Origin of the sequence: Paenibacillus sp. H1-7 (genome assembly GCF_022354825.1) — a bacterium.
Taxonomy (GTDB): Bacteria; Bacillota; Bacilli; order Paenibacillales; family NBRC-103111; genus Paenibacillus_S.
Window position 1 is genome coordinate 5,184,050 of record NZ_CP031168.1, and the last position, 14,823, is coordinate 5,198,872.

The following is a 14,823-nucleotide window of genomic DNA, read 5'->3' on the forward strand; positions in this document are numbered from 1 at the left end:
AACCCTGTAATTATGTTATTATGAAACAACTTATTATTACTAAAATTAAACTAAACTCTAGGGTGCTGAAGATGAGTCAATTGGAGATGAGAGATCAAAAAGGCAGCAAGCTTGCCATTCTGCAAACGCTGCGGCTTCACGGCCGCATGTCGCGAATTGATTTGACAAGATTGACCGGACTCAGCAGAGCCACGATTTCGATCTCCATAGCAGAGCTGATGGAAAACGGACTGGTATACGAAACCGACAGCCGTATGACGACCAAAGGACGCCCGGCTACATCACTGGATTTGGTTGCACATTCGACCGTGATGCTAGGAGCGGATTTGGATAATAAAGCATGGACGCTTGGAGCTTTCGACCTGCTGGGCAATCCGATCAAGACGACAAAAATTCCCGTTTACTCCTTCGAGCCGGAGATTACGTTCAGCACACTAGCTAATGAGATATTATCATTTGCGAAGAGCTTGGACCTCGCGCCTGTACCTTTGCTCGGCTTGGGCGTACCGGGCCTGGTGGACGGCAAGCACAGCATCATTCGCAGTGCCGCCGATTTGGACTGGCACAACGTTGAAGTCGCCGAGATGATGGAGAAAGCAACCGGATGGCCGACGGTCGTCGTAAACCGGCATCGCGCACGCGGATTGGCAGAATGCCGTTATGGCGCAGGCCAGTCCTATCACAATTCCATCTATATCGGCGTTGGCATGGGAATTGCCGCCGGCTTGTACATTGATCGGCAGCTGATGTCCGGATCCATGGGAGGAGCCGGAGAAATCGGGCATACGACTATAGAACCAGAAGGCCCGTTATGCCCCTGCGGCAATCAGGGCTGCCTACAGACCTTGTCCGCAGGTCCTGCGATCGAGCGGGAATTCCGCAAGCTGATGCGCACTAACGAACATACGTTTCTATTGCCTGATGAATCGATGGATTTACAGTTTGTTAAGGCGCAGGATGTCTGTGCTGCGGCCGAAGCCGGGGACGCTTACGCAGCGCAAGTGATTAAGAAGGCCGCCTCCTATCTCGGGATTGCCATGGGTAATTTATTGAATACGTTCAATCCCGAAGCGATTATTCTAGGCGGAACGATCCCGAATGCCAGCCCTCTGTTTGTGGAGACCGCTACCAAAACCATGCGGCAGCGGGCAATGCGCCAGCTGTCGGTCGATACCATAGTAAGCTCCTCACAGCTAATGGATATTGGAGGTGCGCTTGGAGCGGCGAATTTTGCGTTCGACAAGAACATTTCCCTGTCTTTTTTCAATTAATGATAAGGCTCTGTTTTTTCCTAATGTTGATAAATGAATACAGTCTAGTTATGCATTTTCTTGATTCCAACTATTGTTGAAACTTGAAACAATAAGCGCTCCTTTGTAGAGGAAATGAAAGAACGTGCACGAGCTTGGCACAGTAATTCCTAATGAAAGGGAAAAGGATCATCCGAATGCCCTTCTTGGCATCGAGATGATCCCTTTCCCTTCCCATTGTCAACTTTTAAATTAACTGTATTCACACCTGCCTGCTCACGTCAAACTAACTCTTCATGCTTTCTAAGCTTACAAATGCCGCGCTATCATTCGAACCAGCTTTGCCGGGAGCTCCTTCAGATTCGTAATATCCAAAAATCTCTCATTCCCATAGATAAGCTGAATGACTTCCTTGTCCTGGCCAATAGCTGCGGCTAGACATATAACTCCCTTCCGTTCATACTCCATTATGGTTTGCTGCATATCTTGGGCCGCAACCGTTCCGGTATAATCGTCCATCGCCTTGGGCTGTCCGTCGCTTAAGCTGATCAATAGCTTGGTCTCCTGCGGAGCAGCCGCTAATTTCTCAGCCAAGATTCTAAGCGCCATTCCATCGCGGTTGTTGCTTCTTGCACGAATGTCCATTAACCTGAACCGGTCGCTCGGGTCCGGCTTTTTGTAATCGGCATAAGCAAATAGCGACATTTGCTCTATCCTGGACACATCGGCGGTATCCCCATAGATCAACACGGGAATATGACATATTTGACAAAATTCATATACCGCGATTACCGCACGCTTTGCTGCCTCCAGCCTTCCGAATGCGGCCATCGATGCCGATTCATCAATTCTCAGACCAACCACAAGGGAGGGAGCCTCCGTCGGCGGCCGTTTTTTGGCAAAGGTTTTGTAATCCCGGTAAGCCACGCTTGCCGCTTGAAATTTGGTTCCATAGTAATGACTTCCGGCAAACTCGGAGGAAATCTCATGCTCCAGCAGCGGCAGCGTTTTTCTAGCAATCTCCTGAACAACTGGCAGCAGCTCCTTGCTCAGGGCGATATATTCCTGCTGATGATCCGGAGTGTACTCCGGACGGTGAACGATGAGCTTCACATTCTTATGAATCGAATCGGCTGCAATATCCCGCGCTTCCCGATTAAGGCTTTTCCGGAACTCCCGTTCTTGCCGCTTCACATCCTCCGGCATAGGCTCGGGATTGGCTTGATGAACCTTCGGCAGACCCTTCTCCCCCTGCTCCGAGCTTTCCATTACATCGGAATCTTCGGGGCTGCGGTCACTGGAGCTCTCCTCACTATCCGCCGACTTCGTAAATGCGATGCCCATCTCGTCTTCATCATGATCAGAAGCATCCTCGTTCGATTCATCGATAGTTCCCCATATTTTCATTTCCGCCGTATCTAAAACTCGTTTTTTTTTACCCCGGCCTCCATCTCATCGATCTTATCCAACAAACCATGAGCTTTCAGCGCACCTTCGAGGATCTGGACTTCCTCTGAATCGGTCGTAATCTTGTAGATGACCTTGTAATATAGAGCTTCTGCAGCTGGAGCACCTCCTTCGAACGCATCCACCCAATAGAAGTAGGAACGCATGCCCGCCACGCCTTTGATTGCATGAGCCCGAGCTGTTTTGTCCAGAATGATAATAGCTTCTGCAAAAAGGTTCAAAACCAGCTCGTTTGTGCAGCCGGTCTTCGCCATTGCCCGTTCGATCCTGACCTCTTTGGCAGGAAGGTCCATCTTCTCCGAATGCTGAACCCTGTCACGCAGCGCTTCGTTCAGCGGCCTTGCCCCTGCATAGCTCCGGTTAGTCGTAATGACGGCTATGAAGTCCGGATGTCTGCGGATGATTTCTGTAGGAAGGTTGATGCTGCCGTCCAGCTCCATGGCCGAGTTCAGCGCCATTAACACCGCGGCATCGCGAATCACGTTAGGCTCCTGGATTTCCAGAAGATAACCGTTTTGAAAGGCTCTCACGATTTCGGACGGATAGAACCGGTACTCCACCGCATCACCTTCAGTAAGCTCCGCAGCCTTCTCCAGCAGCTGCTTCATCTTGAGAGCTGCAGCCTCCTGAGTGAGCCCAAGCACATCCATCAGGACTTCCCTTGCGCTCTGAAAGCCGTCGCTTTCATACAACGCTTGCAAAACGCTTCGGTCCGCTGAATCCAGCTTCTCTAATCTCTCGGTGGAAATAACCGGCAGAATAGCGCCGATAATATCCGATTTATCCATATCGGCAAAACAAGTCACTTTCGTATACGGAAGCCCGAAATTGGCGGACAACGCTTTGGCAAGCTGGGTTTTCCCGGATCCGGCGTCACCCTCCAGCAAAATGTTGGCGATTTTCATCTCACCGCGGTTCCAGTTTCTCTTTACTTCCTTGCTTATGCGTTGTTCTTCTTCACTAACCTTATGTGAGGCAGGCTTCTTCCAAATCTGGTCTTTTTCTGTATCCGTCCACTGCCTCGAAGGCGACAGTATATATTCCTTGGTATTCATGGTGTTCCTCCTTACAATATTCGATTGACCGAAATATCCCATTAGATCGCGTAATCGATTCAAAACTTGATAATTAGTAGTTTAGTAAATTAGTAATTTACTACGATCATAATATCTCATATCTCTTGAATAGTCAAACCATGCTTCTGTATAAAAGAAAAAAGAGACAGGAACTATCCCCGTCTCTTTTCGATTTTATAGCCTAATATCCCATTTCCTTTAAAATTCTTGATAACGTCCGCAGCCGCTCGCCGATCATCTCTCCATCATCGCTTAACGCCTGGCTGAACAGCTTGATATCTTCATTGATTTTGTCATTATCCGTACAAACGGCAACGGTCATGGCGTCCCCTTGCAATCCTATCCGGTCGATAACCGGCTTTTCCGTATCATATAAATGGTCGTATCGATAGGCTTCACGAAAATGCTCCATCGTCCTGCAGATTAGTATCGACAAATCGAGAACGCGATGCAGAGGCAGCTCCTCCGACTGTCTCGACCATTTCTCCCCTGTATATCTCCATACTTTGGCGGAAATATCCACCTTGCCTCTATCGTTCCATTGGGCTAACCCCAGCGACAGCCCTTTCGCATCCGAATTATTGGAAAACCTGCCGTCTACCTGCTCATAGTTTTCCGTGACGATAACAGGTTTATGTTTCAAGGTAGTAGGTATTTTCATGGGATCTCCTTCCTTATACTAATTTAGTCAACTACTAAATTAATTATTTGATGATATCTTATATTTTATCATTAGTCAAACCGTTGGACTCAGGTCATCCTTTACTGTCTTACGATGTCTTTGTAAGGAGCATCCGAGGCAAAAATGGACTAATTTCCCTCATAAAAATGCCGTCGAGAAACCACTCATTATTTAATATGTATATTATAAATGGGTTAATAACTCCAAAGCGAGAGCGAGTGTAACGGATGAATGAGATTTTAGGCATTGTTGGGGGTATGGGTTCACATGCAACGGCATCCATGTTTCAACAATTAATAAATAAATCCTCCGTCAAAAAAGATCAAGAGTATATAGAGATTCTAATTCATAATAATACTCGTATTCCCGATCGGACAGAAGCCATATTAAATCAAGGCGAAGATCCGCTTCCCGAATTGGCACGATCCGTAAAATTACTTGAACGTTGTGGAGCTGCCGTAATTGTCCTTGCTTGCGTAACCGCGCATCATTTTTACGATAAACTTGGAGAAACGCTGCAGCACGCCCAATTATTTAACATCATTAAAGAAACGGCGGACTTTACATGTTCTATGTATCCGAATACTAGAACTATCGGGATTCTGGCCACCGAAGGTACCTGTAAATCAGGTCTTTGGCAAAAAGAATTCAATAAAAGGAAAATGAGCACGGTTATCCTTTCCGATCCACATCAGGAAACGTATTTTAACAGCGTCGTTTATGGACCGAAAGGAATTAAAGCTGGGTACACGAATGAAGAGCTGAAATTGAAGTTGTTAGAGGGCTGCAATAAACTTAGGGATATGGGGGCTGAAGCAATCATCGGCGCATGCTCAGAGCTGCCTATACTGATTTCGAAAGAAGATTTGCAACTGCCGTATATTGATTCCCTAGAAGTGACTGTAGAGAAGTTGATTGGCCGATATTACGGCAAATCTGTATAAAGAAACCGGCTATCCCTATTGAAGGAGGGATCAGCCGGTTCTTTTTTTACTTTCTGCCATAATTCAGGCGAATCAACTGCCTTATCCTCTTGAGCATCTGTCGGTTACCTAGATTGATGAAAGGAGTAACGGCCGGGTTGGTATTAACCTCTAGAATCCATGGTTTCAATTGTCGGCTCACTGCGATGTCAATGCCGAGATTCAGAACTCCCGGATACACGGAATGAAGCTGCTCCCCGATATTCCTGCTCAAACGATATAAAGAATTCAAGTATGGCTTGACTTTGGAGCGGTTCATATTTGCCATTAGCAATCTCTTTGCCGATAGGCACTTTCCTCCCTGACTGCGATTCGTCACAATCTTCTTTGGCGGTGCTACCCGACCGACTATTCCGGAAACTTCCCATTTGCTACTCTCATTCTTCTGTAGCATGATGCGAAAATCAAACGATCGGCCTTGAAATAAAAGAGTCCGAATCCCTCGCTGGACCAGATAAGGCTTCCGAGCCATTCTGCGAACGGATTTATATAGGGCTTTAGCATTCTTGAACACAATGGACGAAGTGCCCTTCCTGAGCTTGTATCTCCTCTTCTTTTTTTCCACCCGCATAATGCCTCTGCCTTTGGATCCGTTTACGGGTTTTAGATAGACCATCTTATGGCGCCTTAGCATCTTGATCAAGGTCTTCTTGTTCAAGCGCTTAGTACGGGGTATATGAGAAGCAAGCCGTTTGTTCTTTTGTAGTGCTTTGGTTTTTTTGAGCTTGCTGCCGACTAGGTGTCGCTTGGATGATATTCTCAAGCATTATCACTTCCGTTTTCATTGTAGGTTAGTTCATATCATTATACGAAAAGCAGGCGAGTATCGATTGGTTCATTTGCCCATATGGCCGTTAGATTGATGAATGGTTATTATAATGTTCTTATTCCGATAAAATTAAAAAACCGTAATTTACGCTGGTATAATTTAGCCAGCGTAAATTACGGAAAATGCAGAAAATGCCTGAAGCTTTAGCTGCTTCTTTTCATTTATGGTATATTCGATCCGACATCAGCAGCGGTGAGCGGACGATTCGTAAAAGTCGTCGCATTGGAGCGTTCGTCCGCTCCCGTATCGTTCACGGAACGAGATTCCCCGTCCATGTCCGTAGTTACGAAGGAATAAGTGCCTTTGGAATAATTGATCGCCGGACTTGTAGCCGACAGCTTTTGCAGCCCTCCTACCGTCGTAAACAACGGATTCGTATTCCAAATTTCTGCGGTTGTCCGCGATTTGTTGTTCACGGTGCTGCCAAACCCGATATTGCCTTCGAACAACGTGTTAGTAGCAGCCGCTTCATTATATAACGTCCCCGTCGTATTTCGCACGATATTGTTAGCGACTATGCTGTCCTGAGGCGCATACGTTTTGCCCGAGCCTACAATAATGCCCGTTGCGCTGTCCACAATCGTATTGTTGACCACCTGCGCACGATAAATTTTCCATTGAGCCGTCAAATCGCTAGGTGAAGGGTTAGGCGGGTATCCGCTCGTTCCGCCGTCAAAGTCCCCGCTGTCCAGCAGGATCGCCTTGCCGGTCAGCTTCTCCATGTAGTTATTATAAATCTTATGGTCATTACCATAAATGCGGATACCGTCCTGAGCCGATTCTACGCCATCGCCCAGGAAGAAGTTTCCATAGAAGCTGTTAGAGTGGCCATGTCTCGAGGTCAGCGCTCCCTTGGACGTTTTGAACGTATTGTACCTTACCGTGTTATTGCTGCTCTTGACGGAGACGATCTCCGGCTCGCCATCGGTATTTTCGAACAGGTTGTACTGAATCGTATTAAATCCGTCGGACAAGGAAACGCCGGACAACCCTAGACGTATCGTCTCTTTGCCGTTCGCTACCCAAGGCCCCACATCGTGGAAATAGTTGTACTCGATGACATCGTGCTGCGAAATATTTCCGTTCCCATCCCCTTGGTAGGCGATTAACGGGCCGGTGTCAGTCTTGTTGCCGAAGTCATTGCGGTCGATCGTGTTATGGTGGCTGTTGACCCCGCTGACCTGAAGCCAGAAGAGCTCGGTCCCGGTAGCCCCGAGTGCAAATTGATTTCTCGTTACCCGGACATTATTAGAGCCGTTTAATAAAACCGCAGTTTTACCGGTATTCGTAAACTTCAGCCCTTCAATGGTAATATACGCACCATTATTGACATTTAAGGCAGCGCCTCCGGAGATGATCGCTTGGCCCCGATTCGCCGCTTTAATAGTAATAGGGCTGCCGGAGGTTCCCTGCTTGCCGTTGATTTCGAAAGCATTGCTTTGTGAGTACGTGCCATTGGCAAGTACGATATTGGTGCCAGCTGCGATATCGCTGCTCAGCACGGACTGAAGCTGATCCGACGTTGCGACAGGAATGACGCCGCTCGGGCTGCTGCCGTACAGTTCAATTTCCGTATAGCTGTTCCAGGCAGTAGCTGAATTGCCGTGTCCGACGAGACGAATGTAACGCACTGCGTTGACGTCGGGGAAATCGAACGTCTGCAGGCTGTTGTTCAAGCTGCTTACTACATTACTTTGTACCGTTGTAAAATTAACGTTGTCCGTTGAAGTCTGAATATCGAAACGGAACGTTCTCGCCACTCCATTCTGGAAGGCCACCTTAATATAGCCTAAGGAATGATAGCTCCCCAGATCAAGCTTGATCCACTGTCCGTCGCCGCTAGCCGACCAGCGTGTAGCCAAATCTCCATCAACAGTGTTCGCCGGCACATTGCCGTCATCGGTGCTTGCCGTTACCCCGGACGGAAGTACCGTCAATTTGGTATCGGCCGCCAAGCCCTTAACCGGTATCAGAGCTACGAGCATTGCAAAGCATACCATCAACAAAAAGCTTGTTTTTTTCATGAACGCCGCACATCCTTTACAGAAATGAAATTGCTGTCGAGCCAATTTACCCTTTTCTGCATAACACCTTGTTTTAAAGCGTTTTCATAAAATAGAGTGCGCACTCCGATTTATTTATAGCCCATCTGCGACAGAATTGAAATCATCAAAATCACGAAACGGTCTTCAAAAATAGAAAAACAAGCCATTCCGTCCATGTTTGATTAGAAGGAATGGCCTTTTTCTGTTGACTAACCCTTGATTGCACCGATCAAGGCGCCTTTGACGAAGTATTTTTGCAGGAATGGGTACACCAGCAAAATCGGCACCGTCGCTACGATAATCGTCGCATACTTCAACGTAACGGACAGCATGGCCACATCCGAATCGGAAGCTCCGACAGCCATCGCGCTCGCCTCCCCTTGCAGCAGGATTTCACGTAAAATTAGCTGAAGCGGATACATAGAGCGATCCTGCAGGAAGATCAGGGCGTGGAACCAGGAATTCCAATGGCTTACGCCGTAATAGAGCAGCATAACCGCTATAACGGGCATCGACAACGGAAGAATTATCCGGAACAGAATGACGAAATCGTTCGCCCCGTCCATCTTGGCCGATTCCTCCAGCGCGTCCGGGATGGATTCGAATGCCGTTTTCATAAGGATAAGGTTAAACGTATTAATCGCCTGCGGAATAATGAGCGCCCACAGCGTGTTGGCCAATCCGACGCCTTTTACAGTCAAATAGAACGGGATCAGCCCTCCGCTGAAGAACATGGTGAACACGATGAACAGCATGATGGGCTTTCGGTAGCCCAAGCTTTTGCGGGACAGCGAATAGGCGCCGAGCGACGTCAGCAGGATGTTGAACATTAGCCCGACAACGACGACAAAAAACGTATTGAAATATCCTTTTAAAATGTTCGGGTTCGCAAACACGCTCGAATAAGCATCGAACGACAAGCCGAGAGGCTTCCACAAAATGCCGTTGAACGCCATCAGTTGTCCGGCATCGCTCACGGAGGCAAAGGCTACATAGATGATCGGATAAATGGTTAATAGCATCAATGCGGTCAAAAACAACCCGTTGACCATATCAAAGCAGCGTTCCGGAAATGTCGGCCGGTTCATCTGCATCTCCTCCTTACCACAAGCTCGTGTCGTTCAATCTCCGGCTAAGCCAGTTGGAGAAGACGAGCAGCGTGAAATTGACGGCGGAATTGAACAAGCCAACCGCCGAGCTGAAGCTGTAATTGAAATCCTGCAGGCCCACGCGGTACACGTAAGAAGAAACGACGTCAGCAGTTTCATAAGTGCTTGGGTTATACAGCAAAATGATTTTCTCAAAACCTACATTCATCATCCGTCCCATTTCAAGAATAAGCAGAATGACGATGGTCGGCATGATGCCGGGAATCGTAACATGAAGCATCTGCTTCCAACGTCCTGCCCCGTCCATCCGCGCCGCCTCATACTGCTCCGGATCGATACCGGTCAAGGCCGCCAGGTAGATGATGGTTCCCCATCCGATGTGCTGCCATATCCCAGACGACACATATACGGAACGGAATAGCTCCGGCTCCAAAAGGAAGGTAGAGCGCTCGCCGCCGAACCAGGCAATCACGTCGTTGATAAGCCCTTCACTGGATGTAAAATCCTTGACAATCCCGCAGATGACGACAAGCGAGATGAAATGCGGCATATAGGTTACGGTTTGAACCGTACGCTTGAATATGGAATTTTTTATTTCATTTAGCAGTAAAGCAAGAATGATCGGAGCCGGGAAGCCGAAGATCAATTCATACAAGCTGATGAGCACTGTGTTCTTTATCGTCCGCCAAAAGTACGGTCCGGTAAAAAAGTCTTTAAAATGGGCAAAGCCTACCCAATCGCTCCCCCAAATTCCGAGCCGGGGAGAAAAATCCTTGAAGGCAATCATCGCCCCATACATAGGCGCATAATGAAATACAACGTAATACAGCAATACCGGAAGCAGCATGACGTACAGCAGCTTATTCTTCCGGATATCCAGCAGCAGGCCCGCTTTCATCCGCTTTTTCTCTATAAAGGCCGGTGTCGTTTCCTGATTGACGGCGGTCATTCTTGTCCACTCCATTCTTCCGCTGCTTTTTATGGAGAACGTGCCAGCCATTGGCGGACACGTCCCATACAAGCATCCATTGTTTTACCGTTTGTTGTAACGATCGTATGCATCCTGGTAAATTTTGGTAACTTTATCACTGCCCATTTCTTTAATCCGTTTCACGTACTCATCGAATTTCTCGATCGGCTCCTTGCCCATGACGAATTTCACGAACATTTCTTCTTTGTAGCTGGCAATAGCGGTGCTGATTTTGGCCACTTCCTTGCTTTCTTCCACCGTCGGAGTAATAAACAGCGGCATCACATGCTTGGCCGCGTCCGTTTCACTCCAGATGCCGACTGCCTCATCCTGCTCCTTGAACGTATTGAAGCTTTTGCGGGAATCGCCCGGGAACGGACCGTTCGGCTTCGTATATTGGGAGACCATTTGCTGCAAGTTGTATTTCGGATCCTTAGTAATTTTGTCGGTAAATGTCGGAACGCCGTTCTTCATCGTATAGCTTTCCCCTTCGATCCCGAAGTTGAACAGCAGGCTTCCTTTCTCGCTGTAGGCGTAATCGAGCCATTTTACGGCCAATTCAGGATTTTTGGCGGCATCGGTCACCGCTTTGCTGGCGGCAGGGTTGTACTTGAAATCGCGCTGGCCTATAAAAGCCCGCTCGCCTTTCTTCAAGGTCGGATAGGGTGCCGCTACCAATTGGAATTTCGGGTCCTGCTTCTTCCCTGTCTCCATCCAGCGACCCATACCGCCGCTCAACAAGCCTACGGTTGCGCCCGAAGCGTTGCCCAATATTTTGTTATCCAGCGCCTTCGAATCGGTATTGAGCGCGAAATCCTTGTCGATCAGCCCTTCCGAGTACCATTTGCGCAGCAGCTGTAAAGCATCTTTAAATTGCGGATCGATTGGCCCGTACTTCACTTTGCCTTGATCGTCGATGTAATAACGGTTCGCCGTTCGGAATGCGCCAATGAAGGCATCCTGCACATTGAATTCGTTACTGTACTGGGCGGTAAACGGAGCGGTAGCACCTTTCTTTTCCTTAAACGCTTTCAACACCGTATACCATTCGTCGATAGTGGTCGGGACTTGCAAATTCAACTCGTCCAGCCAGTCCTTACGGATCATCGGTCCGCGGAATACGAGCCCGTTATCAGGACGAATCATAGGGAAGACATAATATTTCCCGCTGTCGGTCTTCAGCATTTTATCCAGCTCTTTATCCTGCTGCAGCATTTTCTTCAAGTTCGGAGCATGCTTGTCGATTAGTTCGTTTAACGGGAGAATCACCTTGTCTCCTATCGCTTTTTCCGGTCCGCCCGGATAGGCGTTGTTCCAGTCGTACTCAATTACATCCGGTAAATTGTTGGACGCAATGAGAAGGTTAAATTGTTCCTTCGACTGGCCATCCGCCGGATGGGAATATTTGACCTTAATGCCGGTATCCTTCTCCAGCTGCTTGCCGAACGGCGAATCGGCCAGGTTAGGAACGAACGTGGTCAAATTGCCGTTGATTTGCTCCCAGGATGTTATGGTCTCTCCTGTTGTGACCGGATACTTGCCTGCATCCGCTGCCGGCGCTGCCGGAGGCTTGGCTGCGTCCGTGCCTCCTTGTTTGGTGTCCGAGCAGGCTGCGAGCATACTGGTGGACGCCAATACGATAGAAACGGCGACACCTATCGACTTTTTCTTGGAATGCTTATTCATGTCAATCCCCCTCATCAATATGTGGTTCATCGTTGTGAGCCCTAGCGTTATTATCGAATGGAACAGGCCTGTTGAACATCATCAAAATACGAAAACCGTCTGTAAAATCGAGAATCCATGTAGGGCAAAAGCCGTACCGGACCTGTAAAATCGGGAAAAGCCGCACAAAGCGGCTTCGGAGGCAACACTATAACTCCACATAGTGGAATTTTCTTCTGCATCAGCTGAGCATTAACAAATGATTACTACATCAGACCCTTATACTTGCCTGGGGTAATTCCCTCGTACTTTTTAAAAATGCGGTTGAACGTATTGATATCCGTGTAGCCTACCTTTCTTGCAATTTCTCCGATAGCGTAGGATGATTCCGATAACAGCCTCTTGGCCTCCTCGAGACGCGTCTTGTTAATAAACTCCAGCAGCGCTTCACCCGTTTGGGCTTTAAATTGCTTGGACAAGTAAGACGGCGTCAGCTTGAACACTTCCCCGATCATCGTAATATTCAAATTCTCCGAGCTGTAATTGTCCTGGACATAGGCGATGACCTGCTGGCTGAGCTGATTTTGGTCCTGCTTGCGATCTTCCTCGATCGATTGGCACGCCTCATTCAGCACTTCGCCGATCTGCGTTCTCATTTCCTTGATCGTTTCACATGCGGTCAGCCGTTCCACCGGATTGACATGATCCATAAATTCCCGCTTGCCGGCGGCGCCGATTTCATCCATCGTTTTGAGCATCGTACTGATGAGATCGAACATTAGGCATTTGGCGAGAGGCACGGACGGCGAAGCGCCGGACACGTTAATTTCTATAATCTCATCAACTAGTGCTTTCGATTTCTCATAATCGCCTGTCTTTACAAAATTGATCAGCTGCTGCTCTATATGCAGCGGATAATAATAACCTGTCGATGCCCGGCCTGATCCGGCCGAAGGCAATTCCCGATAACGGATGACCTCCCCGCTGCCCATCACGAGCCGGTATTCCAGAGCAGCCAGAGATTCCTGGTAAGCGCGAGAGATTCCTTCTACCTCCTGATGAATGGAGCTGACGGCAACGGTCAGATGGACATGGAAATGATCCAGCACAAAGGCTTTGACCTGCTCTGCGATTCGGCCTAATGCTTCCTCCTCAGGCTTGTCGTCCAAGAAATGGATGATGCAAACCTGCATGTCGTCAAGCTCCGTCGTAAGCGCCTGATAACGGCTTCCCGCGATCTCTTCCGCGACGTTCATGAGGATGAATTGGACCAGCTTCACCTTCTGCGGATCGACGAAGCCGTTAACCTCGAATTTGCCGTAATGTTCGACATGGAACAACAGGACGGCGAAATGCGGAGTGGAGAGCCGGATATTGTGGGCTGCGAGCGATTCGTGAACCGGTACATCGGTATCCGGGCGTCCTTTCAGCAGTCCTTGCAAAAAATGAGAACGGATCGCATCGCGATGCTGCTCGAGCCGTTGTCCGATTTTCTCTTTTTCAGCAAAGGTATCGTTCAGTGCTGTCTGCAAGTACCCGTATTCATTAGAGCCCTCCTCGAACGAGATGCCGGATCTCGAGGATAGATTGCGAATGAGCGAGCTGATAGGGTTGTAGTTTCTTTTCATAAACCATACCGTAACGACGCCCCCGATCAATAAACTCAGACCCAGGCTAAGATAGATCAGTTTTTTGACATATTGCATCTTCTCATCGAATAGCTCGGCGGGCATCATCGATACGTATTTCCATCCCGTATTTTCGGATGTAGTATACGACACCGCCACCTCCTGCCCTTCGCTTTCCCCGTAGATAAGCCCGTTATTGCCGGGCAACCGGTCGTTGGCAAGAAAGCCCGGCTTGTGCTCAAGCCCGCCCGAAGCGATCAGCCGGTCTTGTTTGTCCAGTACCGCTACAGAAGAACGGTTTGCGGGACTGCTGTTTTCCAGCAGCTTGGAGTCCTTAATGATAAACAGAATCACCGCTCCCGGCTGTTCCGGATTGTCCAGCAGCACGGATTTGGCGTACATAACGGCTTTGATAGCCTGTCCGTCATCCCTCAACGTTATGGGGGCATACTCTTGTATGTACCTTCTGTCGAAAAAAGACTTCCATTCCTCATAGCTCATGTCATCGCGTTCACGGATCGTATTGTATAAGGCCCGGCTGTCGATATGATCGCGAGTCGATATGACGGTATCGCTGTTTTTGTAATATACGTACACCTGTTCTATGTAATCGTTAGCCATCTTGTACAGCCGTAAATCGGCGGCGATGCTGACAACTTCATAATAATCGTTGTCCGTCAACGGCTTGGTCGTGGGAATGAATCCCGCAAGCCGCTTGCTAAGCGCCATTTCCACACTTAAACGTTCAATTCCGCTAAGATTGCTGTCTATCGCCTGCTCCATCTGCTGAAGGAGCGATTCATTAGCCCGGTTTACCTCGGATTCCACAACGTGCCAGGTTGCCGTGTAGATGATGCCGCTAATCATGATCGGGACAAGCAGTACGGATAGATAGGAGACAAGCCAGTTGACAACAACGCTGCGTGATTTGATACGGATTTTTCGTAAAGCCATTCTGCTGCCTCCGAACATTGAATTTGAAAACCCTTTCTCCAATTATACACAAAAGCCGGACGATGAACAGTGTCCTTCATCCGGTTCATCTTAGTCGCAAAAGACCGCCTGCCGCATCGGCGGGCAGGCGGTAAAGCTTAAACAGAGCCGGCTGTTGTTCAGACA

11 protein-coding genes are annotated in these 14,823 nt (G+C 48.4%); 2 read left to right on the forward strand and 9 right to left on the reverse strand.

Annotated features, from left to right (window positions below; translation table 11 throughout):
- Positions 1-71: 71 nt before the first annotated feature.
- Positions 72-1,271, forward strand: a complete 1,200-nt coding sequence (locus tag DVH26_RS22880; RefSeq protein WP_239625780.1) for an ROK family transcriptional regulator — start codon at positions 72-74, stop codon at positions 1,269-1,271.
- Positions 1,272-1,559: 288 nt separating this feature from the next.
- Here the strand turns inward: DVH26_RS22880 and DVH26_RS22885 are convergent, their stop codons facing one another.
- From DVH26_RS22885 to DVH26_RS22895, 3 genes are all read right to left on the reverse strand, one after another.
- On the reverse strand, positions 1,560-2,657 hold the full coding sequence (locus DVH26_RS22885; protein ID WP_239625782.1) for a vWA domain-containing protein: 1,098 nt from the start codon (positions 2,655-2,657) through the stop codon (positions 1,560-1,562).
- A gap of 11 nt (positions 2,658-2,668) precedes the next feature.
- Complete coding sequence (locus tag DVH26_RS22890) at positions 2,669-3,772, reverse strand: AAA family ATPase (RefSeq protein ID WP_239625784.1); 1,104 nt, start codon at positions 3,770-3,772, stop codon at positions 2,669-2,671.
- Between the two features lie 202 nt (positions 3,773-3,974).
- A complete protein-coding gene (locus DVH26_RS22895; RefSeq protein ID WP_239625786.1) occupies positions 3,975-4,454 on the reverse strand; it encodes a DUF6530 family protein in 480 nt (159 codons plus the stop codon).
- A 248-nt stretch (positions 4,455-4,702) separates the two neighbouring features.
- Here DVH26_RS22895 and cuyB point away from each other — a divergent pair, with 248 nt between their 5' ends.
- On the forward strand, positions 4,703-5,419 hold the full coding sequence (cuyB, locus tag DVH26_RS22900) for a cysteate racemase (protein WP_239625789.1): 717 nt from the start codon (positions 4,703-4,705) through the stop codon (positions 5,417-5,419).
- Between the two features lie 46 nt (positions 5,420-5,465).
- On the opposite strand, the gene DVH26_RS37380 is transcribed toward cuyB, so the two are convergent.
- The 6 genes from DVH26_RS37380 to DVH26_RS22925 form a co-directional block, all read right to left on the reverse strand.
- Positions 5,466-6,221, reverse strand: a complete 756-nt coding sequence (locus DVH26_RS37380; RefSeq protein WP_481857539.1) for a YheC/YheD family protein — start codon at positions 6,219-6,221, stop codon at positions 5,466-5,468.
- Between the two features lie 227 nt (positions 6,222-6,448).
- Positions 6,449-8,311, reverse strand: a complete 1,863-nt coding sequence (locus DVH26_RS22905) for a chondroitinase-B domain-containing protein (protein WP_239625791.1) — start codon at positions 8,309-8,311, stop codon at positions 6,449-6,451.
- A 230-nt stretch (positions 8,312-8,541) separates the two neighbouring features.
- Positions 8,542-9,420: a carbohydrate ABC transporter permease gene (locus DVH26_RS22910; protein WP_239625793.1), complete on the reverse strand. Its 879-nt coding sequence runs from the start codon at positions 9,418-9,420 to the stop codon at positions 8,542-8,544.
- A 13-nt stretch (positions 9,421-9,433) separates the two neighbouring features.
- Positions 9,434-10,390, reverse strand: coding sequence for an ABC transporter permease (locus tag DVH26_RS22915; protein ID WP_379455862.1), 957 nt, complete (start codon positions 10,388-10,390; stop codon positions 9,434-9,436).
- 84 nt (positions 10,391-10,474) lie between these two features.
- Positions 10,475-12,097, reverse strand: a complete 1,623-nt coding sequence (locus DVH26_RS22920) for an extracellular solute-binding protein (RefSeq protein ID WP_239625795.1) — start codon at positions 12,095-12,097, stop codon at positions 10,475-10,477.
- A 245-nt stretch (positions 12,098-12,342) separates the two neighbouring features.
- Positions 12,343-14,658 carry a helix-turn-helix domain-containing protein gene (locus DVH26_RS22925; RefSeq protein ID WP_239625798.1) on the reverse strand — a complete coding sequence of 772 codons (2,316 nt, stop codon included), beginning with the start codon at positions 14,656-14,658 and terminating at the stop codon, positions 12,343-12,345.
- Between the last annotated feature and the right edge of the window lie 165 nt (positions 14,659-14,823).